This is a genomic window from Streptomyces sp. WZ-12 (assembly GCF_028898845.1).
GTDB lineage: Bacteria > Actinomycetota > Actinomycetes > Streptomycetales > Streptomycetaceae > Streptomyces.
On record NZ_CP118574.1, the window covers coordinates 3,861,482 to 3,884,852 of the forward strand.

General features: G+C 73.8%; 22 protein-coding genes. 14 read left to right on the plus strand and 8 right to left on the minus strand.

Annotated elements, in window-relative coordinates:
- The first annotated feature begins 1 nt into the window (after position 1).
- Positions 2-1,003, plus strand: a complete 1,002-nt coding sequence (locus PV796_RS16220) for an aldo/keto reductase (RefSeq protein WP_274913903.1) — start codon at positions 2-4, stop codon at positions 1,001-1,003.
- 188 nt (positions 1,004-1,191) lie between these two features.
- On the opposite strand, the gene thpR is transcribed toward PV796_RS16220, so the two are convergent.
- Genes thpR through PV796_RS16235 form a run of 3 tightly spaced genes read right to left on the minus strand, consistent with a single transcriptional unit; the run spans position 1,192 to position 3,648 of the window.
- Positions 1,192-1,758: an RNA 2',3'-cyclic phosphodiesterase gene (gene thpR, locus PV796_RS16225; protein WP_274913904.1), complete on the minus strand. Its 567-nt coding sequence runs from the start codon at positions 1,756-1,758 to the stop codon at positions 1,192-1,194.
- A 39-nt stretch (positions 1,759-1,797) separates the two neighbouring features.
- Positions 1,798-3,183 carry an MFS transporter gene (locus PV796_RS16230; RefSeq protein WP_274913905.1) on the minus strand — a complete coding sequence of 462 codons (1,386 nt, stop codon included), beginning with the start codon at positions 3,181-3,183 and terminating at the stop codon, positions 1,798-1,800.
- A gap of 27 nt (positions 3,184-3,210) precedes the next feature.
- Positions 3,211-3,648 (minus strand): MarR family winged helix-turn-helix transcriptional regulator, encoded by a 438-nt coding sequence (locus tag PV796_RS16235; protein ID WP_274913907.1) that lies wholly within the window; start codon positions 3,646-3,648, stop codon positions 3,211-3,213.
- A gap of 138 nt (positions 3,649-3,786) precedes the next feature.
- Between PV796_RS16235 and PV796_RS16240 the strand changes: the two genes are divergently transcribed.
- Positions 3,787-3,987 (plus strand): hypothetical protein, encoded by a 201-nt coding sequence (locus PV796_RS16240; RefSeq protein WP_274913908.1) that lies wholly within the window; start codon positions 3,787-3,789, stop codon positions 3,985-3,987.
- 78 nt (positions 3,988-4,065) lie between these two features.
- Here the strand turns inward: PV796_RS16240 and PV796_RS16245 are convergent, their stop codons facing one another.
- On the minus strand, positions 4,066-5,538 hold the full coding sequence (locus PV796_RS16245) for an NCS2 family permease (RefSeq protein WP_274913909.1): 1,473 nt from the start codon (positions 5,536-5,538) through the stop codon (positions 4,066-4,068).
- 285 nt (positions 5,539-5,823) lie between these two features.
- Here PV796_RS16245 and PV796_RS16250 point away from each other — a divergent pair, with 285 nt between their 5' ends.
- From PV796_RS16250 to PV796_RS16260, 3 genes are all read left to right on the plus strand, one after another.
- Positions 5,824-6,093: a DUF2530 domain-containing protein gene (locus tag PV796_RS16250; protein ID WP_274913910.1), complete on the plus strand. Its 270-nt coding sequence runs from the start codon at positions 5,824-5,826 to the stop codon at positions 6,091-6,093.
- Between the two features lie 129 nt (positions 6,094-6,222).
- Positions 6,223-8,640, plus strand: a complete 2,418-nt coding sequence (locus tag PV796_RS16255; RefSeq protein WP_274913911.1) for a cation-translocating P-type ATPase — start codon at positions 6,223-6,225, stop codon at positions 8,638-8,640.
- Positions 8,637-8,861, plus strand: a complete 225-nt coding sequence (locus PV796_RS16260; protein ID WP_274913912.1) for a DUF397 domain-containing protein — start codon at positions 8,637-8,639, stop codon at positions 8,859-8,861. Before PV796_RS16255 ends, PV796_RS16260 begins: the two co-directional genes overlap by 4 nt.
- Before the next feature lie 63 nt (positions 8,862-8,924).
- On the opposite strand, the gene PV796_RS16265 is transcribed toward PV796_RS16260, so the two are convergent.
- Together PV796_RS16265 and PV796_RS16270 are read right to left on the minus strand one after the other, a co-directional pair.
- Entirely contained in the window at positions 8,925-12,161 is a 3,237-nt protein-coding gene (locus PV796_RS16265) for a sacsin N-terminal ATP-binding-like domain-containing protein (RefSeq protein ID WP_274919059.1), read from the minus strand.
- A 452-nt stretch (positions 12,162-12,613) separates the two neighbouring features.
- Positions 12,614-13,519, minus strand: coding sequence for a DUF3027 domain-containing protein (locus PV796_RS16270; RefSeq protein ID WP_274913913.1), 906 nt, complete (start codon positions 13,517-13,519; stop codon positions 12,614-12,616).
- 406 nt (positions 13,520-13,925) lie between these two features.
- Between PV796_RS16270 and PV796_RS16275 the strand changes: the two genes are divergently transcribed.
- The 4 genes from PV796_RS16275 to PV796_RS16290 all read left to right on the plus strand — a co-directional run bounded on the left by PV796_RS16275 (position 13,926) and on the right by PV796_RS16290 (position 17,583).
- Positions 13,926-15,311: an MFS transporter gene (locus PV796_RS16275; protein ID WP_274913914.1), complete on the plus strand. Its 1,386-nt coding sequence runs from the start codon at positions 13,926-13,928 to the stop codon at positions 15,309-15,311.
- 91 nt (positions 15,312-15,402) lie between these two features.
- A complete protein-coding gene (locus PV796_RS16280) occupies positions 15,403-15,912 on the plus strand; it encodes a hypothetical protein (RefSeq protein WP_274913915.1) in 510 nt (169 codons plus the stop codon).
- A 49-nt stretch (positions 15,913-15,961) separates the two neighbouring features.
- Positions 15,962-16,735 (plus strand): futalosine hydrolase, encoded by a 774-nt coding sequence (locus PV796_RS16285; RefSeq protein WP_274913916.1) that lies wholly within the window; start codon positions 15,962-15,964, stop codon positions 16,733-16,735.
- Entirely contained in the window at positions 16,732-17,583 is an 852-nt protein-coding gene (locus PV796_RS16290) for a 1,4-dihydroxy-6-naphthoate synthase (RefSeq protein WP_274913917.1), read from the plus strand. Before PV796_RS16285 ends, PV796_RS16290 begins: the two co-directional genes overlap by 4 nt.
- Before the next feature lie 5 nt (positions 17,584-17,588).
- Here PV796_RS16290 and PV796_RS16295 read toward each other — a convergent pair whose 3' ends face one another.
- Positions 17,589-17,972: a cold-shock protein gene (locus PV796_RS16295; RefSeq protein ID WP_274913918.1), complete on the minus strand. Its 384-nt coding sequence runs from the start codon at positions 17,970-17,972 to the stop codon at positions 17,589-17,591.
- 208 nt (positions 17,973-18,180) lie between these two features.
- On the opposite strand from PV796_RS16295, the gene PV796_RS16300 reads away from it, so the two are divergent.
- Positions 18,181-18,447, plus strand: coding sequence for a hypothetical protein (locus PV796_RS16300; protein WP_274913919.1), 267 nt, complete (start codon positions 18,181-18,183; stop codon positions 18,445-18,447).
- On the opposite strand, the gene PV796_RS16305 is transcribed toward PV796_RS16300, so the two are convergent.
- The gene (locus PV796_RS16305; protein WP_274913920.1) at positions 18,396-19,070 is read right to left on the minus strand and encodes an HAD family hydrolase; all 675 of its coding nucleotides are present in this window, start codon (positions 19,068-19,070) and stop codon (positions 18,396-18,398) included. The genes PV796_RS16300 and PV796_RS16305 overlap by 52 nt on opposite strands.
- Before the next feature lie 141 nt (positions 19,071-19,211).
- Between PV796_RS16305 and PV796_RS16310 the strand changes: the two genes are divergently transcribed.
- The 4 genes from PV796_RS16310 (at position 19,212) to PV796_RS16325 (ending at position 23,356) form a co-directional block, all read left to right on the plus strand.
- Complete coding sequence (locus tag PV796_RS16310; protein ID WP_274913921.1) at positions 19,212-20,222, plus strand: FecCD family ABC transporter permease; 1,011 nt, start codon at positions 19,212-19,214, stop codon at positions 20,220-20,222.
- Complete coding sequence (locus PV796_RS16315; protein WP_274913922.1) at positions 20,219-21,322, plus strand: FecCD family ABC transporter permease; 1,104 nt, start codon at positions 20,219-20,221, stop codon at positions 21,320-21,322. Before PV796_RS16310 ends, PV796_RS16315 begins: the two co-directional genes overlap by 4 nt.
- Before the next feature lie 68 nt (positions 21,323-21,390).
- On the plus strand, positions 21,391-22,182 hold the full coding sequence (locus PV796_RS16320) for an ABC transporter ATP-binding protein (protein ID WP_274919060.1): 792 nt from the start codon (positions 21,391-21,393) through the stop codon (positions 22,180-22,182).
- Positions 22,183-22,243: 61 nt separating this feature from the next.
- Positions 22,244-23,356: an ABC transporter substrate-binding protein gene (locus tag PV796_RS16325; protein ID WP_274913924.1), complete on the plus strand. Its 1,113-nt coding sequence runs from the start codon at positions 22,244-22,246 to the stop codon at positions 23,354-23,356.
- Positions 23,357-23,371: the final 15 nt, after the last annotated feature.

Below are 23,371 nucleotides of genomic sequence, written 5' to 3' on the forward strand. Positions count from 1 at the left end.
CATGAGGTACACGCAGTTGGGGCGCACCGGACTCAAGGTCAGCCGCATCGTCCTCGGGACGATGAACTTCGGGCCGCAGACCGACGAGGCCGACAGTCACGCCATCATGGACGCGGCGCTGGACGCCGGTATCAACTTCTTCGACACCGCCAACGTCTACGGGTTCGGCGCCGACAAGGGCCGTACCGAGGAGATCATCGGCTCGTGGTTCGCCAAGGGCGGCGGGCGGCGGGACAAGACCGTGCTGGCCACCAAGGTGTACGCGAACATGGCGCCGGAGGGGCCGCCGGCCTGGCCCAACCACGACAAGCTCTCGGCGCTCAACATCCGCCGGGCCGTGGACGCCAGCCTCAAGCGGCTGGGCACCGACCACATCGACCTGTACCAGTTCCACCACGTCGACCGGGACACGCCCTGGGACGAGATCTGGCAGGCCGTCGACGTCCTCGTCCAGCAGGGGAAGATCCTCTACGTGGGCTCCTCCAACCACGCCGGTTGGCACCTCGCCCAGGCCAACGAGGCGGCCGCGCGCCGCGGTTCGTACGGGCTGGTCAGCGAGCAGTGCCTCTACAACCTCGCCGAGCGGCGGGCCGAGATGGAGGTCATCCCGGCCGCGCAGGGCTACGGGCTGGGCGTGATCCCCTGGTCGCCGTTGCACGGCGGGCTGTTGGGCGGGGCGCTGCGGAAGGCGGAGGAGGGCGGCGGGTCGGGCCGGTCGGGCTCCGGCCGGTCGGCGGACGCACTGGCCAACTCCGCGATCCGGGCGCAGATCCAGTCCTACGAGGACCTGGTCGACCGGCACGGTCTGGCGCCGGGCGAGGTGGCACTGGCGTGGCTGCTGACCCGGCCGGGGGTGACCGGTCCGATCGTGGGCCCGCGCACCGCCGAGCAGCTCGCCTCGGCGCTGCGCGCGGTGGAGCTGGAGTTGTCGGCGGAGCTGCTGGCGGGGCTGGACGAGGTCTTCCCCGGGCCCGGGCCGTCGCCGGAGGCGTTCGCCTGGTGAGCGGCGGCGGGTGACGGCACAGGTCGGTGCGGATCAGCGCAGTGCGGCCGCCACGATGACGACGATCAGCAGCACGGCGAGCAGCCCGGACATGATCCGGTTACGGGTCTTGGGATCCACCCTTTGAGCGTAACCGGGGCGCCGGCGGGCGCCGCACCGGCCCGGTCCCAACGGCCGGCCGGGCGGCGTCAGGCGCCCAGCGGCCAGCGTCCGATCGGCTCGTAGTGCGGCTGGGCGCCCGGGACGCCGGGCGTCGGCGGGTGGCTGCGGACCAGGGCGATCTCCTCGACCGTCCAGGCGCTGCCCGCGAAGTCGGCGAGCGCCGCTGCGTAGGGGGCGAGGTCGAGGCGGCCGGTGCGGTTCCTGGCCAGGGTGAGGTGCGGGGTGTAGGGGCGGTGCTCGCCCCTGGACAGGCCGGCCCGGCGGCCGGCGGCCTCGGCGGCGTCCGCGAGGTGCCGCATGGCCGGCCGGTCGCCGTCCGCCCCGGCCCACACCACCCGGTCGCCGAACCGGCCGCCGCCGGCGATCCGCAGCTCGTAGGGGGCGTGCCGGTGGGCGGCGCGGGCCAGCCGCTCGCGCAGTTCGGGGAGGGCGTCGTCGGGCACCTCGCCGTAGAAGGCCAGGGTGAAGTGCCAGCCGTCGTGGCCGGTCCAGCGCAGCCGGTCGGCGCCCGGCAGTCGCTTCAACCGGCCGATCTCCGCGGCGAGTTGCCCGAGGCTGTGGTCGGGGGGCAGCACGGCGGCGAAGAGTCTCATGGGGCCAGTCTTGCCCCACCCCCGCCGCCGCGCAGCGTGCTAGGCGGCGGCCGTCAGCTTCCCCTCCGACGTCTCGCCGGGCGGGCCCACCCGCGGGACGAAGGCGACGTGCCGGTGCCCGCGCCGCAGGTCGATCTTGAGGCGGAGCCCGCCGGACCGGGCCAGGGCCAGGCCGACCAGGACCGCGGCCGCCATGGAGATCGCGCCGCCGGCGAGGAAGCCGACCTGCGGGCCGTAGGCGTCGGTGACCCAGCCGACGACCGGTGCGCCGAGCGGTGTGCCGCCCATGAACACCATCATGAACAGGCTCATCACCCGGCCGCGCATGGCCGGGTCGGTGGCCATCTGGACGCTGGAGTTGGCGGTGACGTTGATGGTCAGGCCGACCATGCCGATGGGGACGAGCAGCGCCGCGAAGACCCAGAACCCGGGGGCCAGGGCCGCGACGCACTCCAGCAGGCCGAAGACCAGGGTCGCGCCGACCAGCATCCGCAGCCGGGAGCCGGCCCGGCGGGCGGCGAGCAGCGCGCCGATCAGCGAGCCGGCCGCCATCAGCCCGTTGAACAGCGCGTAGGTGCCGGCGCCGGCGTGGAAGACCTTGTAGGTGAAGGCGGTCAGCCAGATCGGGAAGTTGAAGCCGAAGGTGCCGATGAAGCCGACCAGGACGATGGGCCAGATCAGTTCGGGGTGGTGACGGACGTAGGCCAGGCCCTCCCGGAGCTGCCCCTTGCTGCGCGGGACGCGGTCCACCTTGTGGAGCTCGGCGGTGCGCATCATCAGCAGGCCGGTGAGCGGGGCGAGGAACGACAGACCGTTGAAGAGGAAGGCCCAGCCGCTGCCGAAGGCGGTGATCAGGACGCCGGCGACGGCCGGGCCGATCAGTCGGGCGGACTGGAAGTTGGCGGAGTTCAGGCTGACCGCGTTGCGCAGGTCGCGCTGGCCGACCATCTCGGAGACGAACGCCTGCCGGGCCGGGTTGTCGACGACGGTGACCAGGCCGAGCAGGAAGGCGCCGGCGTAGACGTGCCAGACCTGGACGTGCCCGGTGAGGGTGAGGCCGGCCAGCGCCAGGCCGATCAGCCCCATCGCGGACTGGGTGCACAGCAGCAGCTTGCGCTTGCCGAAGCGGTCGGTGAGGACGCCGCCGTAGAGGCCGAAGAGGAGCATCGGCAGGAACTGGAGCGCGGTGGTGATGCCGACCGCGCCGGAGGAGCCGGTGAGGCTGAGCACCAGCCAGTCCTGGGCGATGCGCTGCATCCAGGTGCCGGTGTTGGAGACGACCTGACCGGTGGCGAAGAGGCGGTAGTTGCGGATGCGGAGGGAGCTGAACATGCCCGTCCGCGGCGCGGGGTCACCGGCGTCACGGCCGGGGGCGTCGTCGGAGTTCGGTGCGGGGGCGGAGTGTGCTCCGGGTCCCGTACTCAACGTGGGTTCGCCTCCTAGGGCAGGGATCTACAGCTGTGCGAGTTTCTCCAGCACGGGCGCGGCGGCCCGCAGCTTGGCCCACTCGTCCTCGTCCAGCCCGGAGGCCAGCTCGGCGAGCCAGGCGTTGCGCCGGCGGCGGCTCTCTTCGAGCATCGCCTCGGCCTGTTCGGTCTGGGTGACCACCTTCTGGCGGCGGTCGTCGGGGTGCGCCTCAAGCCGGACGAGTCCCTTGGCCTCCAGCATCGCCACGATGCGGGTCATCGACGGCGGCTGCACGTGCTCCTTGCGGGCCAGCTCGCCGGGGGTGGCGCGACCGCACCGGGCGAGGGTCCCGAGCACCGACATCTCGGTGGGGCTCAGGGACTCGTCGACCCGCTGGTGCTTGAGGCGGCGCGACAGGCGCATCACGGCGCCGCGCAGCGCGTTTACGGCGTCAGCGTCGGCGCCGTTGGACAGTTCCGGCATGGTCGTTAGCATAGCTCATTAGCCTTTCTAAAGAAAGCGCCCGTCCACGGTTCTCCCGGTGCCCCGGAATCACCCATATGAGTGAGGACGTCTGGGAAAGCGCCACACCTGACCGCGCCCTGCGAGGACCGTGTCCGTATGGGATCGAGAGTGCTCAGCCTGCGCGTGGACGGGGAGCTACTGGAGCGCATTCGGCGGCATGCCGCAAAACGCGGAATGAGCGTCCAGGACTATGTGGTCCGGACGCTCATCCGCGAGGACTTCGACGAACGACTGTCGATCTCGGTCGACGAGACCGAGCGACTGCACGGCTGGGGGTCGGCGGCCAGCCCCTCGTGACGGGGGCGGCCGCGGGCCCCGGCCGGCCCTCCCGTCACCCGACCTCCGCCCCCAGAAGACGGCGCTACGCGCCGGCCCCTACCTGACCCCGAGCACCTGCTCGATCGGGTTGAGCAGGAAGTAGACGAGGAAGCACACCCCGACCGCGTTCAGCAGCCACGGGATCTCCTTGAAGCGTCCGGTGACCGACCGCAGCAGGATGAAAGCGAGCACGCCGAGGCCGATGCCGTTGGTGATGCTGTAGGTGAACGGCATCGAGACGATGGTCAGGAACGCCGGGACGGCGACGGTGAAGTCGCTCCAGTCGATGTCCCGCACGTTCGCGGACATGATCAGGAAGCCGACGACCAGCAGCGCGGGCGTGGCGGCCTGCGAGGGGACGACGGTCGCCAGCGGCGTGAAGATCAGCGCGAGCAGGAACAGCCCGCCGGTGACCAGGTTCGCCAGGCCGGTGCGGGCGCCCTCGCCGACGCCGGCGGTGGACTCCACGAAGCAGGTGTTGGCGGAGGCGGAGCCGAAGCCGCCGCCGGCGACCGCGATGCCGTCGGCCATCAGGATGCGGCCCATGTTGGGCAGGTTGCCGGTCTCGTTGTCCAGCAGCCCGGCCTCCTCGCCGACGCCGATGATGGTGCCCATCGCGTCGAAGAAGCCGGACAGCAGCACGGTGAAGACGAACAGGCAGCCGGTCAGCACGCCGACTTCCTTGAAGCCGCCGAAGAGGCTGATGTGTCCGATCAGTCCGAAGTCGGGCGCCCCGATGATCTTGTCCGGGACGTTCGGGACGGCCAGACCCCAGGCCGCGTCCGGGATGGTGGCCACCGCGTTGATGATGATCGCGACGACGGCCATGGTGACCATGCCGATCAGGATCGCGCCCTTGGTCTTGCGGACCGTCAGCACGAACATCAGCGCCAGGCCGAGCACGAACACCAGCACCGGCCAGCCCTTGAGCTGACCGCCCTCGCCCAGGCTGAGCGGGACGGTGGTGTGCGCGGCGTCCGGATTGCGGCTGACGAAGCCCGCGTCGACCAGGCCGACCAGCGAGATGAACAGGCCGATGCCGATCGCGATGGCCCGCCGCAGCCCGTTGGGGATGGCGTCCATCACCCGCTGCCGCAGCCCGGAGGCGACCAGGATCATCAGCACCAGACCGGCGAGCACCACCATGCCCATCGCGTCCGGCCAGCTCATCTTGGGGGCGAGCTGGAGCGAGACCACGGCGTTGATGCCCAGGCCGGCCGCGATGGCGATCGGGACGTTGCCCATCAGGCCCATCAGGATCGTTCCCAGGCCGGCCATCAGGGCGGTGGCGGTGACCAGCTGGCCGTTGTCGAGGTGGTGACCGTACTTGTCGACGCCGGCCCCGAGGATGATCGGGTTCAGCACGACGATGTACGCCATGGCGAAGAACGTGGCCAGTCCGCCGCGCAGTTCGCGGCCGACCGTCGACCCCCGCTCGGAGATCTTGAAGAAGCGGTCGAGTCCGTTCCTGGGCGGCTGAGCGCCAGGGCTCTTCACGGTGTCGACCGGCGTGGGGGTCGAGGGCGACATGCAGGACCTCAGTCGTACGGGCCGGAGCGGGCGGCCCGTCGGGAAAGCCGGGACGCGCACGGGCGGCGGAGCAAACAACCAATGAACCGGAACAGCATGGAGGGATCAGATTGGAGGAATCAACGATCCGAACCAGTCAGTTTCGGAAAGGTTCAGTATGAATAAACAATTCGTTGATCGCTATCTCCGCGCGTAGACCCCTGTGCGGCCTGCCCGGAGGCCCCCGCGGGCGCCCGGTCCGCGGTCCCGGATCGCCGCCGCACCCGGCCCCGTAAGCTGAACCCCATGTGGAAGAAGTCCGAACTGCGCGCCGCCCCGCCGCCGCTCGAAGGTCCCGTCGTCGGCACGATCACCGGCGGCACCGTCATCTGGTTCGTGCTCTTCCTCGCCCAACTCCCCTTCTACGGCTGGTACGCCGACCACGGGCACACCTGGTTCCTGTGGACCTGCCTGGCCGGCGGCGGGCTCGGCCTGCTCGGCGTCTGGTACGTCCGCAAGCGCGACGCCGCGATCAAGCGGGCCGCCGCCGCGGCCACCGCCTCCGAGGTCTCCTGACGCCCCACCCGCCCCACCGGACGCCGCCCGCACCTTCGAAGGTTGCCGCGCAACCGGACAGAATCCCGCAGATCACTTCTGTCGACCGCCAGCGGGTGAAGCGGGCAATCCGCCCGTAACGTCTAGGGCATGACGGACCCGGCGAAGACCGAAGTCGAGGAACCGGAGCCCGGCGGCCGGCCCGCCAGCGGGGGCCGGGAGGTGGCGCGCCGCGGGTTGACCGCCGCCGAGGTCGCCGAGCGGGTGGCCAGGGGCGAGGTCAACGACGTTCCCCTGCGGTCCTCCCGCTCGACCGCGGACATCGTCCGCGGCAACGTCTTCACCCGCTTCAACGCCATCATCGGCGTCCTGTTCGTGATCATCCTGATCGTCGGCCCGCTCCAGGACGGCCTGTTCGGCTTCGTCATCATCGCCAACACCGGCATCGGCATCATCCAGGAGCTGCGCGCCAAGAAGACGCTGGACGGCCTGGCCCTGATCGGCGAGTCCCGGCCGGTCGTCCGGCGCGACGGGGCGGCCGTGGAGGTGCCCACCTCCGAGGTGGTCCTCGACGACGTCCTCGAACTCGGCCCCGGCGACAAGGTGATCGTCGACGGCGAGGTGCTGGAGGCCGACGGCCTGGAGGTCGACGAGTCGCTGCTCACCGGCGAGGCGGACCCGGTGGTGAAGAAGCCGGGTGACCCGATGATGTCCGGCAGCTTCGTGGTCGCCGGCAACGGCGCGTTCACCGCGACCAAGGTGGGCCGGGAGGCGTACGCGGCGCGGCTCGCCGAGGAGGCCAGCCGGTTCACCCTGGTCCACTCCGAACTGCGCAGCGGCATCAGCCAGATCCTCAAGTACGTGACGTGGATGATGGTGCCGACCGCGCTGGGGCTGATCTTCAGTCATCTGCTCACGCTGGGGCTGCCGGCCGATGCCGCGGTGCGCCGGATGGTCGCCGGGATCGTGCCGATGATCCCCGAGGGGCTGGTGCTGCTGACCTCGGTCGCCTTCGCGATCGGCGTGATCCGGCTGGGCCGCCAGCAGTGCCTGGTACAGGAGTTGCCGGCGATCGAGGGCCTGGCGCGGGTGAACGTGGTCTGCCTGGACAAGACCGGCACCCTCACCGAGGGCGGCATGGACGTCCGTGAACTGCGGCCGCTGGAGGGGCAGGACGCGGACCACCTGCGGCGGGTGCTCGGCGCGTTCGGCGCCTCCGACCCGCGCCCCAACCCCTCCCTCCAGGCCATCGTCGACGCCTGCCCGGCCCCGGAGTCCTGGCAGTGCACCTCCACCCTCCCGTTCTCCTCCGCCCGCAAGTACAGCGGCGCGGCCCTCACCGCGCCCGACGGGGAGCACGGTGACTGGCTGCTCGGCGCGCCCGACGTGCTGCTCCCCGCCGACGACGCGCTGCTGCCCGAGATCGATCAACTCGGCGCCCAGGGCCTGCGCGTGCTGCTGCTGGCCCGCGCCACCCGGCCGCTGGACCACCCCGACGTCGCCCGCGAGGTGCGCCCGGTCGCCCTGGTCGCCCTAGAGCAGCGGCTGCGCGCGGAGGCCCCCGACACCCTGCGCTACTTCGCGGACCAGGGCGTCCAGGCGAAGGTGATCTCCGGCGACAACGCGGTGTCGGTGGGGGCGGTCGCCGGCAAGCTGGGGCTGCCCGGCGCCGACTCCCCCGTGGACGCGCGGCAGTTGCCGCACGACGATCCGGAGGCGCTGGCGCGGGCCGTGGAGGAGGGCGCGGTCTTCGGGCGGGTCACGCCCCAACAGAAGCGGGAGATGGTCGGCGCGCTGCAGTCCCGCGGCCACTACGTCGCGATGACCGGCGACGGCGTCAACGACGTGCTGGCCCTCAAGGACGCCGACGTCGGCGTCGCCATGGGCTCCGGCTCCGAGGCGACCCGGGCGGTCGCCCAGATCGTGCTGCTGAACAACAGCTTCGCGACGCTGCCCTCGGTGGTCGCCGAGGGCCGCCGGGTGATCGGCAACATCACCCGGGTCGCCACCCTCTTCCTCACCAAGACCGTCTACTCGGTGCTGCTGGCCGTCCTGGTGGCCTGCTGCCAGATCCCCTACCCGTACCTGCCCCGGCACCTGACGCTGCTGTCGACGCTGACCATCGGCGTCCCGGCCTTCTTCCTCGCGTTGGCGCCCAACACGGAGCGCGCCCGGCCGCACTTCGTCCGCCGGGTGATGCGCTACGCCGTCCCGTCCGGCCTGATCACCGGCGTCGCGGCGTTCGCCACCTATCTGCTGGCCCGCTCCTACTACACCGGCCCGGACGCCCTGAGCGCACAGACCAGCGTCGCCACCCTGACCCTCTTCCTCACCGCGCTGTACGTCCTGGCGATCATCGCCCGCCCCTACACGTGGTGGCGGATCGGCCTGGTCCTGCTGATGGGTCTGGGCTTCCTGGTCGTCCTGGCGACGCCCTGGCTCCAGCGCTTCTTCGAACTGCGGCTGGTCGGCACGACGATGCCGTGGACGGCGGTGGCCATCGCGGCGGTGGCGGCGGTGCTGCTGGAGGTGGCCTGGCGGTGGGTGGGGAGACGGTTCCCCGCGTGAGGCGCGCGCAGCACGCCGGGCATGCGCCCGCGACCAACACCGGGCCGTCGGCGCCTACTTGCCACTGGCTTCCGCCAGAAGTCGCCGACCTGACCCGGCCCCCCTACGGCAGAGTCGCCGTCCGCGACTCCAAGGAGCCCAGTGGTCCGGCTTTTCTGATCAAGCCGGAGGGGTGGACAACCTTCGTCGCTGCCGTTGCCCACGAGGTTTTCCCCGCCTGAGTCACCCCGTGCAGCTTCCGCGACGACCCCTGTCGCCCGACAGGGGCCGTCGCGGCGCCAGCCTCAGTCGAACCAGCGCGCCCGGGCCAGCTCGTCGACCCGCTCCGGGTCCTCCAGCAGCGCCGCGACCTCGAAGCGGCGCGGCCACTGCCCGCTCGCCCAGGCCAGCCCGGCCGCCACGCCCTCCAGCGTCGCGGCGTGCAGGGTGCCGTCCGGGGTCCACCGCCAGTCCAGTTCGGCGGCGCCGTCGGGCCCCTCGACCCGCAGCTCCTCGTGCTCGACGTACGAGGCGGGGGTGGCCGGGCCGAGCAGCGCCCGCACCGCCCCGGGCACCTCGTGCACCGCGCCCTCGGAGCGGACCTCCGCGGCGATCTCCTCGCTCAGCCGCCGCACCTGGAACAACTCGGCCAGCTCCACGGCCCGGGCCGGCCGCACCGGCAGCAGCGCGCGTCCGCCCGCCAGCGGCATCAGGTCCGGGGCATCGGCGACCAGCGCGTCCACCGCGTCCACCACCCGGACCGCCCCGTCGACGACGGCCCGCAGCTCGTCCGGCAGCGTCACCTGGTCCGGGTCGAGCTCCGCCAACAGGCCGTACAGGGCGTGGAGTTGCCCGATGCCCACCGTGAGGTCGGGGTCGGCCAGGCGGGCCAGCAGCTCGGCCGAGCCGCCCGGCTCGTCGAGCAGCGCTCCGACCGAGGTGCGCACCCCGAGGGCGCGCAGCACCTGGGCGTCGACCCGCCCCGCGTCCGCCGCCTCGTACAGGCCGGCCAGCAGCGGGTCGCCGCCGGCGGCGCGCAACCCGGCGGGGCGGCGCCCGTCCAGCACCGGGTGACCGCGCAGCCACCAGGCGGTGTACGGCCGCACCGACTCCGTGGTGCCGTCCGGCAGCAGCACCCGCACCGGGGCGGTCAGGGCGTCCCGCAGCGGCGGCTGGGAGAGCAGTTCGAGGACCTGCGGCCAGGCGTCGTCGGCGACCAGGTCGAGGTCGCGGACCGCGACCAGTTCGGTGACGACCGGCGGCACAGCGGCCCACTCGTCGCCCGATTGCAGCGCGTCGAGGAGGTCCTCGCACCACACGTCGACCGCGTCCAGCAGCCCGGCGTCGTCCGGCTCGGGGAAGTCGCTGTCGCGCGGCTCCAGTTCGTCCGGGTCGAGCACCACATCGGCGGCCCGCACCAGCGCGAAGGTGGCCAGCACGCCCACCGCGGCGAGCGGCTGCTCGCCCCAGCGCCGCGCCAACTCGGCGTCGCACCCGGCGAGTTCGCCCGCACGGATGATCCGCTCGAAGTCGCTACCGGGCAGCACCAGTTCACCCGCCGGCGCCAGCTCGCCGTCCTCGTCCGGCAGCGCCAGCGCGGCCAGCCAGGGCTCGTCTCCGGCCGTCAGATTGGCGTCCCGGACCAGCCCGAGGACCGTCTCGGCCAGCTCCTCGGCGCCCAGCGGCACCCCGGCGCCCGGCGCCAGCTCGTCCTCCAGGATGTCGTAGGCGTCCTCGTCGGCGTCCAGCGAGTTGGCGACCGCGGCCCGCACTTGAGGGGTCGTCAGCACGGCGCGCGGGGCGGCCGGGGTGGCGCCCAACTTCTCCAGGAGCGGGTGCACCGCGTCGGGGTGGGCGACCTTGAGGCCGAGCCGGGTGAGCGCGCCGTGCCTCCCCGCGCCCTCGTCCGCGGCGTCCCCGCCGGGCAGCGGCAGCAGCACCTGGCGCGGCCCGATGGCGGTCCGCCCGGTGCCCGCCAACGGCACCGGGAGGCCGCTGAGCCGGTCCGGGTCGGTGCCGGCCAGCGCGTCGTAGAGCCGCCGCCACCACTGCGGCGAGCGCTCCACGCCCGCCAGCCGGTCGATCATCTCGGTGAGCGGCACCCGGCCCACGCCCAACGCCCGCAGCTCCGAACGCCGTTCGAGGCCGGCCGGCAGCAGACTGGGGAACAGCTCCGCCAGCACCGCGACGGTCGCCGCGCCCGCGCCCTCCAGCAACTCGGCATCCACCGGACGCAGGACGCACCGCTCGGCGGCCTCCTCCTCGTCCCACCCGGCGGCCTCCGCCGCCCCGACGCCGGCCGCCGCGCTCGGCAGGAACCGCACCCGGGGCAGCAACTCCAGTACCTGCCGCCGCAGTTCGCCGTCCAGCCAGCCCTTGCCCAGCGGCCCCGGAACGAGGTCCAGGGTGCCGGTCGACACCGGCTGCCAGGCGCCGAGCAGCTCCGCGTACGCGGCGGCCACCCGGCCCACCAGGAAGTCCGCGAGCGGCCCCGGGGCGACGTGCCGCCGGGTCGGCTCCAACGGGAACGAGGCGATCAGCAGCGCCGGGAGCCCCAGCGGCTCGTCGGTCGGGGTCGGCGCGTGCAGCACCGGCGCGGTGCCCGGCCGCACCGGCGCCCCGGCCTCGTCCACCGGCACCGCCCAGGTCACCGACCAGGACGGCCGCAGCCTCTCCTCGACCGGCCGGTCCGCCAACAGCGCCGCGTCCAGCGAGCCGCCCGCACTCGCCACCCGCCACCGGGTGCTCCCCCGCTCGCTGTCCTCGATCAGGACGTGTGCGTCGTCCTGACGCCGGGTCAACGTCCGGGCGCCCTCCGGCGTCTCCACCACGACCTCGGCCAGCCCCGGCAGGGTCAGCAGCAGCGCCGCGTCGATCCCGGCCAGCAGCCGCTCGGCGAGGTCCTGCGCGGCGCCGTCGCGCAGCGGCAGCACCACCGCGGTGTCGTACCCCTCGGGCGCGGTGCCCTCCGCCGGCAACGGCAGCCGCAGCAGCGGCACGTGGCCCTCGCGGCGGCGCAACTCACCACCCAGTCCCGGACTGTGCGCGGCCACCGCCTCGGTCAGCTCCCGGGCCTCGGCGAGCGACCAGCGGACGCCACCGGTGCGGCCCACCAGCGCCGGCTCGTCGCTGACCGCCAGCACCGCGGCGAACCCGACGCCGAACCGGCCGACCGTGCCGGCCGCCACGCTGCTCTCCCGCTTCGCCGAGGCGCGCAGCGTGGAGAGCGATTCGACGCCGGTCGCGTCCACCGGGGCACCGGTGTTGGAGGCGACGAGCACCGCGGGCGCACCGCCGTTCGCGGCGTGCAGGGTCAGCCGCAGCCGGCCGGGGACACCGGCCCTGGCCGCCGCGTCCGCCGCGTTCTGCGCCAGCTCCACGGCGAGCCGGTCGCGGTAGCCGCCGAGCGCGAGGTCCTCCTCGGCGTTGGCGTCCTCCCGGAACCGGGCCGGCGAGGCGGCCCAGGCGTCCAGCACCCCGCGCCGCAACCGGGCCGTACCGAACGGGTCGGCGCCGTCGTCCGCGCCCCGCACCCACGGCATACCTGCCACGTTTCTCGTCTCCCTCGTGATGACGTGTCTGCCCCGACCGTACTGTCCCGACGGGGTTCCCACGTTGTCGGCTGCCCCGCCGCGGGGGTTTGCGCCGTGGGCGGGAGGTTGTGGGGTGGGTGCCGGATGCGGGGGGAGTGAAGAACGAGGCTCCGGGTGGACGTCCCCAACCCACGCCTCTGGCCTCAGGGTTACCACGACGGCCTGGTGGTCCCCCCACCCACCACCGGGCGGGCACCGCCCAACATCACGGGAGAGGGTGGGCCTGCGGCGCCTGTGTTGTGGACGTAAAGCGAAGCAGTCCACAACACCGGCGCCGCAGGCCCACTCCCGCCACCACGAACAGACCGCGGCGCCCCCGCCCAACAACCCCCTCGCCAACAGCGAGCAACCCCCACGGCGGGAAACCCACAAACGTGGGAAGCAGGCCCAGCGCCGAGCGCCTAGCTGTGGCCGAGCTCCTCGGCCGGCCCGCCGTCCTCAACGGAGCCGCCATCGGCCGCCGGCCGGATCGAGACCGGCTCGACAACGGTCTCGTCCAGCACCGGCTCCGCCGGCCGCGGAGGCTTCGGCATGACCGCCGCCTCCGAATGCGCCCCGCAGCCGTACGACAGCGAGACGACGCGGCCGTCCGCGGGGGAGAACTCGTTGGCGCAGACGCCGAACGCCGGTCGCAGCGAGCCGGCCATCGGCGCCAGGAAGCCGCAGGTCATACAGGTGGCGGGGGCCGACTGGGCCATCTGGGTCTTGGGGCCGAAGGACTCCTCCCAGCGGTCCGCGGCGGCGTGCAGGCCGTAGCGGGACAGGACCCGGGCGCGGCCCATGCCCAGTTCCTCGGCGACCGCGGCGATGCTGCCGCGGGCCGGCACCGGCTGGACCGCGGGCGAGCCGGCGACGACGTCGGCCTCCTCGGTGTCGGCGACGTCGGCGGCCATGCCCTCGGCGACCGGGGAGTTCGGCGGCGGGGTGTCCTCGCCACTGAAGCCGGGCTCCAGGCGGAGGTCGTCGGCCTCGGTGGGCAGCAGGTCGCCGGGGCCCATGTCGCCGGGGCGCAGCCGCTCGCTCCAGGGCACCCACTCGGGGGCCAGCATGGCGTCCGGGCCGGGCAGCAGGACGGACTCGTCCAGCGTGACGACCTTGGCGCGGGAGGCCCGGGCGACGGTGACGGCGTAGCGCCAGCCGCGGTAGCCGGGCTCCCTGCAGTCGAAGAGGTGGGTGACGACGCGGTCCCCCTCGGCAACGGCCGTGATGTGGTCGCCGACCATGCCGGGCGTCCCGACCTCTTCGGCCGCGGTGCGGGCGAGGTCAACCGCCTCGGCGCACAGGCGGTCAGGGGTACGGCTTCGCATCGCTGCACTCACAAGAATCGATTCTCTCTTCCACGCCGTCTCACGAGCGCGCCAGCCGGAGCTGTCCTGGTCCTGTCCGGACGACCGGTGGGTACCGGGGGCGGGCGGAGCGGACCTGGGGACCGCGTCGACGTCCGCGCCCGGCTGGATCGTTCGGTCAAGCGCACCTCTTACGTCCTATTCTGCGCGATCGCAGGGAAATGAGGTACGCGGCCGGAAGGGACCGCCGGTGGCGCTCTGGACACGCTACCCCTTCAGCGCTGTGCGACCCCTCGGCGGGAGCGGCAAATCTCTTCGAGGGTGACCCGGCGGGTGGGCCGGCGCCCGATCCGGGCGCCCGCGGACGCCCCGCCCAGGGTCAGGGAGAAAACGCCGTATCTGCGGCGAGTTGGGGCACTATGGCCGGGTGGCTGCCGCGAGGGCGTCGAGGGGGTCGCGGGCCCGCCGGGCGGGCCGGGCGGCCGGGCGCGCGCTGCACCGGCCGCTGACCGGCGCGGCCCGGGGAGTCCGGCGCGCCACCCACGCACAGGGCGCGGGGGAATCCGGGCTGGCCAAGCTGATCGAGCTGCACGCGGTGAACTCCGCGGGTGACGTGTTGATCACCATCGCGCTGGCCTCGACGGTCTTCTTCTCGGTGCCGACGCACGAGGCGCGGGGGCGGGTGGCGCTGTATCTGGCGGTCACCATGGCCCCGTTCGCGCTGCTGGCGCCGGTGGTGGGGCCGCTGCTGGACCGGCTGCCGCACGGCCGCCGGGCGGCGATGGCGGGCGCGATGCTGGCCCGCGCGGTGCTGGCGCTGATGCTGACGGGGGCGGCGGCCGGCGGCGGGCTGGCGCTGTACCCGGAGGCACTGGGCGTGCTGGTGGCGTCGAAGGGGTACGGGGTGGTGCGCAGCGCGGTGGTGCCGCGGCTGCTGCCCCGGCAGATCTCGCTGGTGCGGGCCAACTCCCGGGTGACGCTGGCCGGGCTGCTGGCGACCGCGGCGGCGGCGCCGCTGGGCGCCGGGCTGCATCTGATCGGGCCGGCCTGGCCGTTGTACGCGGCCTGTGCGGTGTTCGTGGCCGGGACGTTCCTGTCGTTCTCGTTGCCGCACAAGGTGGATTCGGGCCGGGGCGAGGCCCGGGCCCGGTTGGCGTCCCGGAACGGCGCGGGGACGGCCGGCCCGGGCGGCCGACGGGCGCGGCCCGGCCTGCGGACGGTCGGCCCGTCGGTGCTGCACGGCCTCCAGGCGAACGCGTCGCTGCGCGCGCTCTCCGGCTTCCTCACCTTCTTCCTGGCGTTCCTGCTGCGCGAGCGCCCGTTGGGCGGGCTGGGCCCGGCGGTGTCGCTGGCGCTGGTCGCGGTGGCGGCCGGCGCCGGTAATGCGTTGGGCACGGCGGTCGGCGCCTGGTTGAAGGCGCGCGCCCCGGAGCTGATCGTCGCGGCGGTGCTGGGGCTGGCGCTGGGCGTCATGGTGGTGGCGGCGCTGTTCTACGCGGTGTTGGCGGTCCTGGTGGTGCCGGCGGCCGCGGCCGCCGCGGGGCTGTGCCAGGCGCTGGGGAAGCTGTCGCTGGACGCGATGATCCAGCGCGATGTGCCGGAGGCGGTGCGGACGTCGGCGTTCGCCCGGTCCGAGACGGTGCTCCAGATGTCGTGGGTGGTGGGCGGCGCGCTCGGCATCGCGTTGCCGCTGCTGGGCGTGCTGGGGCTGGCGATGGCCGCGGTGCTGGTGGCGGTGGGTGCGGTGCTGGCCGTGCGGGGGCTGCTCGACGCGGGCGGGCGGGGCGGGCGGCCGACGCCCCGGGTGGCGTGACGGCGTCGCTGGCGCCCTCCGGCGGCGCGCGCGGGTGCGGCGCGCCGCACCCGCGCGTGGCGAGCACCGGGACGCCCGATAGCCTGCCCGTATGACCGCTGCGTTGATCTCCCGGGGCAAGGGCCGCCGCGCCGCCGCTGCCCTCGGTGCCGTGTCCCTGGGCCTGCTCACCCTCTCCGCCTGCCAGCAGCCGACCGCGCTGGCGACCGTGACCGTCGGCACGAAGACGGTGACGGCGGAGGTGACCCCCGGCTGCGACGGCGACGGCAAGTCCCTCGACCAGGCGGCCCTCAAGACCTGCATCACCAAGAAGGGCGGCGACACCATCACGGTGCGCCCGGGTGAGCAGGTCCGCGTGGGCGTCGACCCGAAGGTGGCCAAGGCCGGCTGGTTCGTCATCGGCGGGCAGCCGCTGATGCGCGCGCCGAGCACCGAGACGTACCGCACCTTCAACGCGGACGACCTCTTCAAGCAGACCAACCCGGCGACCGGCCAGACCGGTTCGCTGGACGAGGTGACGCTGCTGGTCGCCGAGGCCGGCAAGAGCACCGGCCAGGGCCCGGTGGCCATGTGGCACTTCAACCTCAAGCAGAAGGACTGAGCGCACTGAGCGCACGGGCCGGGGACCGGCACGCGGGGCAGGGCGCCTGATGCGGGCGCTGGTCGTCACCGCGGTGGCCGCGGAGCGCGACGCGGTGTGCGCCGCGCTGGCCGTCGACGAGGCCGCGGACGGCCCTCGCGTCGCGACGCTGCCGGGCGGCGGCGCACTGCACCGCGCGCCCGCCGGCGCCCCGGCCCCGGACGTGCTGGCCGCCGGCGTCGGCCCCGCCGCCGCGGCCGCCGGCACCGCCACCGCGCTGACCGCCGCGGCCCTGGCCGGCACCCCCTACGAGCTGGTGGTCTCGGCCGGCATCGGCGGCGGCTTCGCGCCCGCCGCACCGCTGGGTTCGCTGGTCGTGGCGGACGCGATCGTCGCCGCCGACCTGGGCGCCGAGACGCCCGAGGGCTTCGTGCCGGTCACCGAGCTCGGCTTCGGGACGGTGGCGCACCGCCCCGACCCGGCGCTGGTCGCGGCCGTCGCCGCGGCGTCCGGCGGGGCGGTCGGCCCGGTCATCACGGTGTCCACGGTCACCGGCAGCGCCGCCCGCGCCGCCGAGCTGGCGACCCGTCACCCCGGCGTGCTGGCCGAGGCGATGGAGGGCTTCGGGGTCGCCGAGGCGGCCGCCGCGCACGGCCTACCGGTGCTGGAGGTCCGTGCGATCTCCAACGCGGTCGGCCCCAGGGACCGCGCCGCCTGGCGGATCGGCCCCGCCCTCGCCGCGCTCACCGACGCCTTCCGCGCCTTCCCCGGAGCCGTGACCGGCGTCCGCGCGGCGGCCCCGGATGCGGCACCGCCGCCCCACACCCCCCGGAGGACCCCATGACCGGCCCGCTGTCCATCGCCTACTCGCCGTGCCCGAACGACACCTTCGTCTTCGACGCCCTGGCGCACGGCCGGGTCCCGGGCGCGCCCGAGTTGGCGGTCACCTTCGCCGACATCGACATCACCAACGGCCTGGCCGAGCGCGGCGAGTTGGACGTGCTGAAGGTGTCGTACGCGGTGCTGCCGTGGGTGTTGGAGGAGTACGCGCTGCTGCCCTGCGGCGGGGCGCTGGGCCGCGGCTGCGGCCCGCTGGTGCTGACGCGTCAGCCGGGCGGCGCGGCGGACCTGGTGGGCAAGACGGTCGCGGTGCCCAGCGAGCGGTCCACCGCGTACCTGCTGTTCCGGCTGTGGGTGGCGGACCAAGTGCCGGGCGGGGTGGGCGAGGTCGTGGTGTTGCCGTTCCACGAGATCATGCCGGCCGTGCGGGACGGCAAGGTCGACGCCGGCCTGGTCATCCACGAGGCCCGCTTCACGTACCAGGACTACGGGCTGAACTGCCTGGCGGACATGGGCGAGCACTGGGAGCGGACCACCGGGCTGCCGATCCCGCTGGGCGCGATCATCGCCAAGCGGTCGCTGGGTGACGGGGTGCTGCGCGGGCTGGCCGATGCCATCCGCACGTCCGTCCGGATGGCCTGGGACGACCCGGAGGCGTCCCGGCCGTACGTCCTGGAGCACGCCCAGGAGATGGACCCGAAGGTCACCGACCAGCACATCGGGCTGTACGTCAACGAGTTCACCGCCGACCTCGGCGAGGACGGCTACGCCGCGGTGCGCGGGCTGCTCACGCGTGCCGCGGCCGAGGGACTGGTGCCGCCCCTCGGCCGCGATGCGCTGAGGTTCGTCTGACGGTCCTAGACGTCGAGTTGGTCGGCGACCGCCCGCAGCATGCCGGCGATCTTGCCGCCGTGCGCCTTGTCGGGGTAACGCCCGCGCTCCAGTTGCTGGGTGACGCTCTCCAGGAGCGTGGTGAGGTCCTGGACGATCGAGGCGAGTTCGTCGGGCTTGCGGCGCTGGGCCGCGGCGACCGAGGGGGCCGGATCGAGGAGGATGACGCTCAGTGCCTGGTCACCACGCTGGCCTGCGACGACGCCGAACTCCACGCGCTGGCCCGGCTTGAGCGCGTCCACGCCGTCGGGCAGCACCGACGAGTGCACGAAGACGTCACCGCCGTCGTCGCGGGAGAGAAAGCCGAAGCCCTTCTCGCTGTTGAACCACTTGACCTTGCCGGTAGGCACGTCTGTCCTCGTCCTCGTACTCGTCGGGAAAATGCTGGGCTGGTTTTGCCGGCGGCGCTGCGGGCGCCGCGGCGGGGAAAAATGGGTCTGGATAACAGTGCAGCGGGCCGCCAAGCCCGCCTACACCAAGGCTAATGGTCCGGGGCCCGGTGACAAGACGTCGCCAGGGGGATCCTCGGCGGCTCTGCGCCGGACTTACCCTGGTCAGGTGTCTGACGAAACTCCCCAGGCCGGGGATCTGCTGGTCCGAATCGGCGCGATCGTATTCCTAGTTGGCGCGCTGGCCACTCTCGCCACAGTGCTGCCGCTGTTCCTCGGCACGCACCCGCTGCCGTGGGAGTTCTACTGGGTGTCCATGCTGATGGGCGCCGGTTTCCTGATCGCGGGTGCCGGAGTGGTGCGTTCCGTGGCCGCCCAACGCCGTCAGGCGCAGGCCGCGGTCGGCCCGTCCCCGTCGGCGCCGTCCGCCGGGTAACGAGCGGAATCCGCCACGTAACGATCCAGCCACGACGGGAAGTCCGTCAGGTCGTCGAGCAGCACCCGGGCGCCGGCCGCGCGCAGTTCGGCGGCGTCGCACGGGCCGGTGGCGACCGCGACGGAGAGCGCGCCCGCGGCCTGCGCGCCGCGCACGTCGCCGGTGTGGTCGCCCACGTAGATCCGTGCGCCGTGCTCGCGCAGCGCCTCGGCCTTGGCCTCCGCCCACAGCGAGCCGATGACCGCGTCCGCGGCGATGCCCAAGTGGGTCAGGTGCAGCTTGGCGTTGGGCTCGAACTTGGCGGTGACGACGACGGCCCGGCCGCCGACCGCGTGCACCGCGTCGATCGCCTCCCGGGCGCCCGGCATGGCGAGCGAGCCCGCGATCGCGTGCGTCGGGTACAGCTCCCGGTAGAGGTCGCTGATCTCCGCCACCCGCTCCTCGGGGAACCACCGGCGGATCTCCTGCTCCAGCGGCGGTCCGAGCCGGGTGATCGCGGCATCGGCGTCGACGTACGTCCCGGTGCGGGCGGCGAGCGCCTCGTAGGCGGCCTTGATTCCGGGGCGGGAGTCGATCAGCGTCATGTCGAGGTCGAACCCGACGGTCAGGGGGTGCGCAGCCATGCCTGCCATTGTGCCTGCGTGCCGACCCGACCGGGACGTACCGTTAGCCTTGCCTTACCTAACCCGCGGCCGCCGTGCATGGACCGCGGGTCCGTACCAACAGCTCCAGACCGCGTGAATGGACCCGACACCCGTGATGCCATGCCCGTGACGCACCGAAAGCGGAGCCGGCGGCTCGTCCTGACGGCGGGGGCGGTGGTGGCGCTGCTGCTGGCCGTGGTCTTCTCGCTCGCCGTCGGCAGCCGCGCGTTCGCGCCGTCCGCGGTCCTCGACGCCCTCGTGCACGGCGGCAGCGACGACGCCGCACAGGTCGTGCGGTTCCTGCGGCTGCCGCGCACCCTGATCGGCCTGATGGTCGGCGCCGCGCTGGCGATGGCCGGCACGGTCATGCAGGGCCTGACCCGCAATCCGATCGCCGACCCCGGCATCCTCGGCATCAGCCAGGGCGCGGCGGCCTCCGTGGTCGCCGCCATCGCCTTCGCCGGCGTGCACACCCTGACCGGCTACGTGTGGTTCGCGTTCGCCGGCGCGGGCGTCGCCGCCGTCGTCGTCTACGGCATCGCCACCCGCGGCCGGGGCGGTGCCACGCCCGTCAAGCTGGCGCTCTCCGGCGCCGCGATCAACGCGCTGCTGGTGTCGGTGTCGATGGCGATCCTGACCACCAAGGCCGCGGCGCTGGACGAGTTCCGGTTCTGGCAGGTCGGCTCGCTGACCGGTCGGGACGCCGCGGTGGCCGCCCAGATCTGGCCGTTCCTGCTGGTCGGCGCGGTGCTGGTGCTGTCGGTTGCGCGCGGCCTGGACGCCCTGGCGCTGGGCGAGGATGTCGCCCGTGGGCTCGGGCAGAAGGTCGCCGTGGTGCGGATCGTCGGCGGGCTGGGCGCGACGGTGCTGACCGGCGCGGGTGTCGCGGCCGCCGGCCCGATCGCGTTCGTCGGCCTGGCCGTGCCGCACCTGGCCCGGGCGTTGGTGGGCGGCGACCACCGCTGGGCGCTGCCGATGGCCGCGCTGCTCGGGCCGGTCGTGGTGCTGGTCTCGGACACCGTCGGGCGGGTCCTCTTCCCGCCGTCGGAGGTCCCGGCCGGCGTGATGACCGCGCTGATCGGCGTGCCGTTCCTGGTCACTCTGGTCCGGCGGCGGGCGGTGGCGGCATGACGGCACCCACCCACTCCCCCGCCGCTCCCGCCGCCCGCCCGGTGGCCCGCCCCGCCGGCTACGCGCTGGTCCGGGCCGGCCGCGGCTCCTTCCTGCTGCACCGCCGCGCCACCGTCGTCGCCGCCGCGCTGGCCGCCCTGCTGGCCGTGGTGTGCGTGGCGTACCTGTGCGCCGGCGAGAGCTGGGTGGCGCCCTCCGAGGTGCTCAGGGTGCTGGTGGGCGAGGAGTCCGCGCAGCAACTCGTGGTCAGGACGCTGCGGTTGCCGCGGATGGTGGTCGGGCTGCTGGTCGGCGCGGCCTTCGGGGTCGCCGGCGGGCTGATCCAGACCGTCGCCCGCAATCCACTGGCCAGCCCCGACATCATCGGCGTGACCCAGGGCGCGGGCGCGGTGACGGTCGGCGCGATGACCTTCGGCGTCACGTCCTCCGCGATGCTGCCGTACGTCTCGGTGGCCGGCGGGGTGCTGGCGGCCGCGCTGGTCTACGCCTTCGCCTGGCGCGGCGGGCTGCACGCCACCCGCTTCGTGCTGATCGGCATCGGCTTCGCGGTGGCGCTGCGCTCGGTCACCCAACTGTTCCTGACCAAGGGCGACTACCTGGTGGCCCAGCAGGCCCAGGTATGGATGACCGGTTCGCTCAACGGGCGCGGCTGGGCGGAGGTGGCGCCCCTGGGATGGGCGCTGCTGGTGCTGCTGCCGGCCGTCCTGTGGGCGGCGCGGGCCCAACGGACCGTCTCCCTGGACGACGACACCGCGACCGCGCTCGGCATCCATCTGGGCCGCACCCGGCTCGGGTTGGTGGCGGTCGGGGTGGTGCTGGCGTCGATGGCGACCGGCGCGGCCGGGCCGGTGGACTTCGTGGCGCTGCTCGCCCCGCAGATCGCCCGCCGGCTGACCCGGACCGCGCAGATCCCGCTCTTCTGCTCGGCGCTGCTGGGCGCCGTCATCGTCGTCCTCGGCGATCTGCTCGCCCGCAAGCTGCTCGCGCCGACCGAGCTGCCGGTGGGCGTGCTGACCGCCGCGGTCGGCGCCCCGTATCTGATCTGGCTGATCGTCAGGGGCCACCGGGCCCGTGGCCGGGCCACAGGAGGACAAGCGTGACCGGTACCGGCACACCGCGGCCCACCGCCGAGGCGGCCGCCGCCACCCAGGAACCCGCCGGGGCCCGCCTGACGGCCCGCGACCTCACCCTCTCCTACGAGGAACGCACCGTCGTCGAGGGCCTGGACCTGGACGTGCCCGACGGCGCGGTCACCGTCGTCGTCGGCCCCAACGCCTGTGGCAAGTCGACCCTGTTGCGCGCCCTGGGGCGGCTGCTGCGGCCGCGCCGCGGCGCGGTCCTCCTGGACGGCACGGACCTGGCCCGCATCCCCACCCGGAAGATCGCCCAGTCGCTCGGCCTGCTCCCGCAGACCCCGGTCGCGCCCGAGGCGATCACCGTCGCGGACCTGGTGGCCCGCGGCCGGCAGCCGCACCAGCGCTGGTGGCAGCAGTGGTCCGGGCAGGACGAGCGGGCGGTCGCCGAGGCGATGGCCCGCACCGACGTGGCGGCGCTGGCGGACCGCCCGGTCGACGAACTCTCCGGCGGCCAGCGCCAGCGGGTGTGGATCGCCATGGCGCTGGCCCAGGAGACCGATCTGCTCCTCCTGGACGAGCCGACGACCTATCTGGACATCGCCCACCAGGTGGAGGTCCTGGACCTGGTGCGCCAGCTCAACCACGACCGCGGCCGCACCGTCGTCGCCGTCCTGCACGACCTCAACCAGGCCGCCCGCTACGCCGATCACCTGGTGGCCATGAAGGCGGGCCGGGTCGTCGCCCAGGGCCGCCCCGCGGAGGTCGTCACGGCCGACCTGGTCCAGGAGGTCTTCGGCCTGGCGTCGGTGGTCGTGCCGGACCCGGTAACCGGCTCGCCCCTGGTGGTTCCGGGCCGCCCCTGGGAGGGGAAACCCCGGCAGTGACGCACGTTCCCCGGGGCACCCACCCCGCCGACCGTCCCGCCGTCGAGCCGAAAGGGCAGCGATGACCCACTCCCCCCACCCGGCGATGACCCACTCCCCCGACCCGGCCAACTCCCGCTCCACCGCGGCCGCCGGCCGGTCCCGCCGCACCGCCGCGCGCGCCGCGGCCGCCGTCGCCGCCGGCGCGCTGCTGCTCACCGCCTGCGGCAACGGCAACGACTCCGGCGCCTCCGCCGCCGGCCCCAACGGCAGCTTCAAGGCGGCCAGTTGCCCGGCGCAGCCCACCACCTCCTGGCCCGAGCCGGCACCCAAGGGCGGCGGCAGCCACCCGGTCCACACCGCCATGGGCGAGGTGAGCGTCCCCGACGCCCCCCGGCGCGTGGTCGTGCTGGACACCGCCGAGTTGGACTCCGCGCTCACCCTGGGCGTCACCCCCGTCGGCGCCACCCGCACGGACGCCGACTCCGGCTTCCTGGACTACCTGCCCAAGGACAAACTGGCCGGCATCAAGGACGTCGGCAAGATCGGCGCCCCCAATCTGGAGGCGGTCGCCGCCCTCAAACCCGATCTGATCCTCACCAGCAAGGTCCGCGACGGCCAGCGCTACGCCGAGCTGAAGAAGATCGCGCCGACCGTCATGACCGAGACCACCGGCTACCCGTGGAAGCAGAACTTCGCCGTCCACGCCGCCGCGTTGAACAAGATCCCCGAGGCCAAGCGGACCGTCGCCGCCTACCAGGCGCACGCCGAACGCGTCACCCAGTCCCTCGGCGGCCCGGCCAAGGCCCGCGCCCTGCGCACCAACGTCGTCCGCTTCGTGGACGGCGCCGACACCCGCGTCTACGGCTGCCGGAGCTACATCGGCACCCTCCTCGACGACATCGGCACCGGCCCCACCTCCGTCGTCGACGGCGCCCAGGACGGCCTGATGGTCGAGGTCAGCCCGGAGCAGATCACCAAGGCCGACGCCAACGCCGTCTTCTACTCCACCTACGGCAGCCCCGAGAAGTCCAAGGAGGCCCAGATCACCACCGGCCCCCTGTGGAAGAACCTCCGGGCGGTCAAGGACGGCAAGTCGCTCCGCGTCGACGACCAGCTCTGGATCCAGGGCATCGGCTACACCGCCGCCGACAAGATCCTCGACGAGATCCAGCAGCGCCTGGCCAAGAAGTGACGTGCCGCGGGCGGC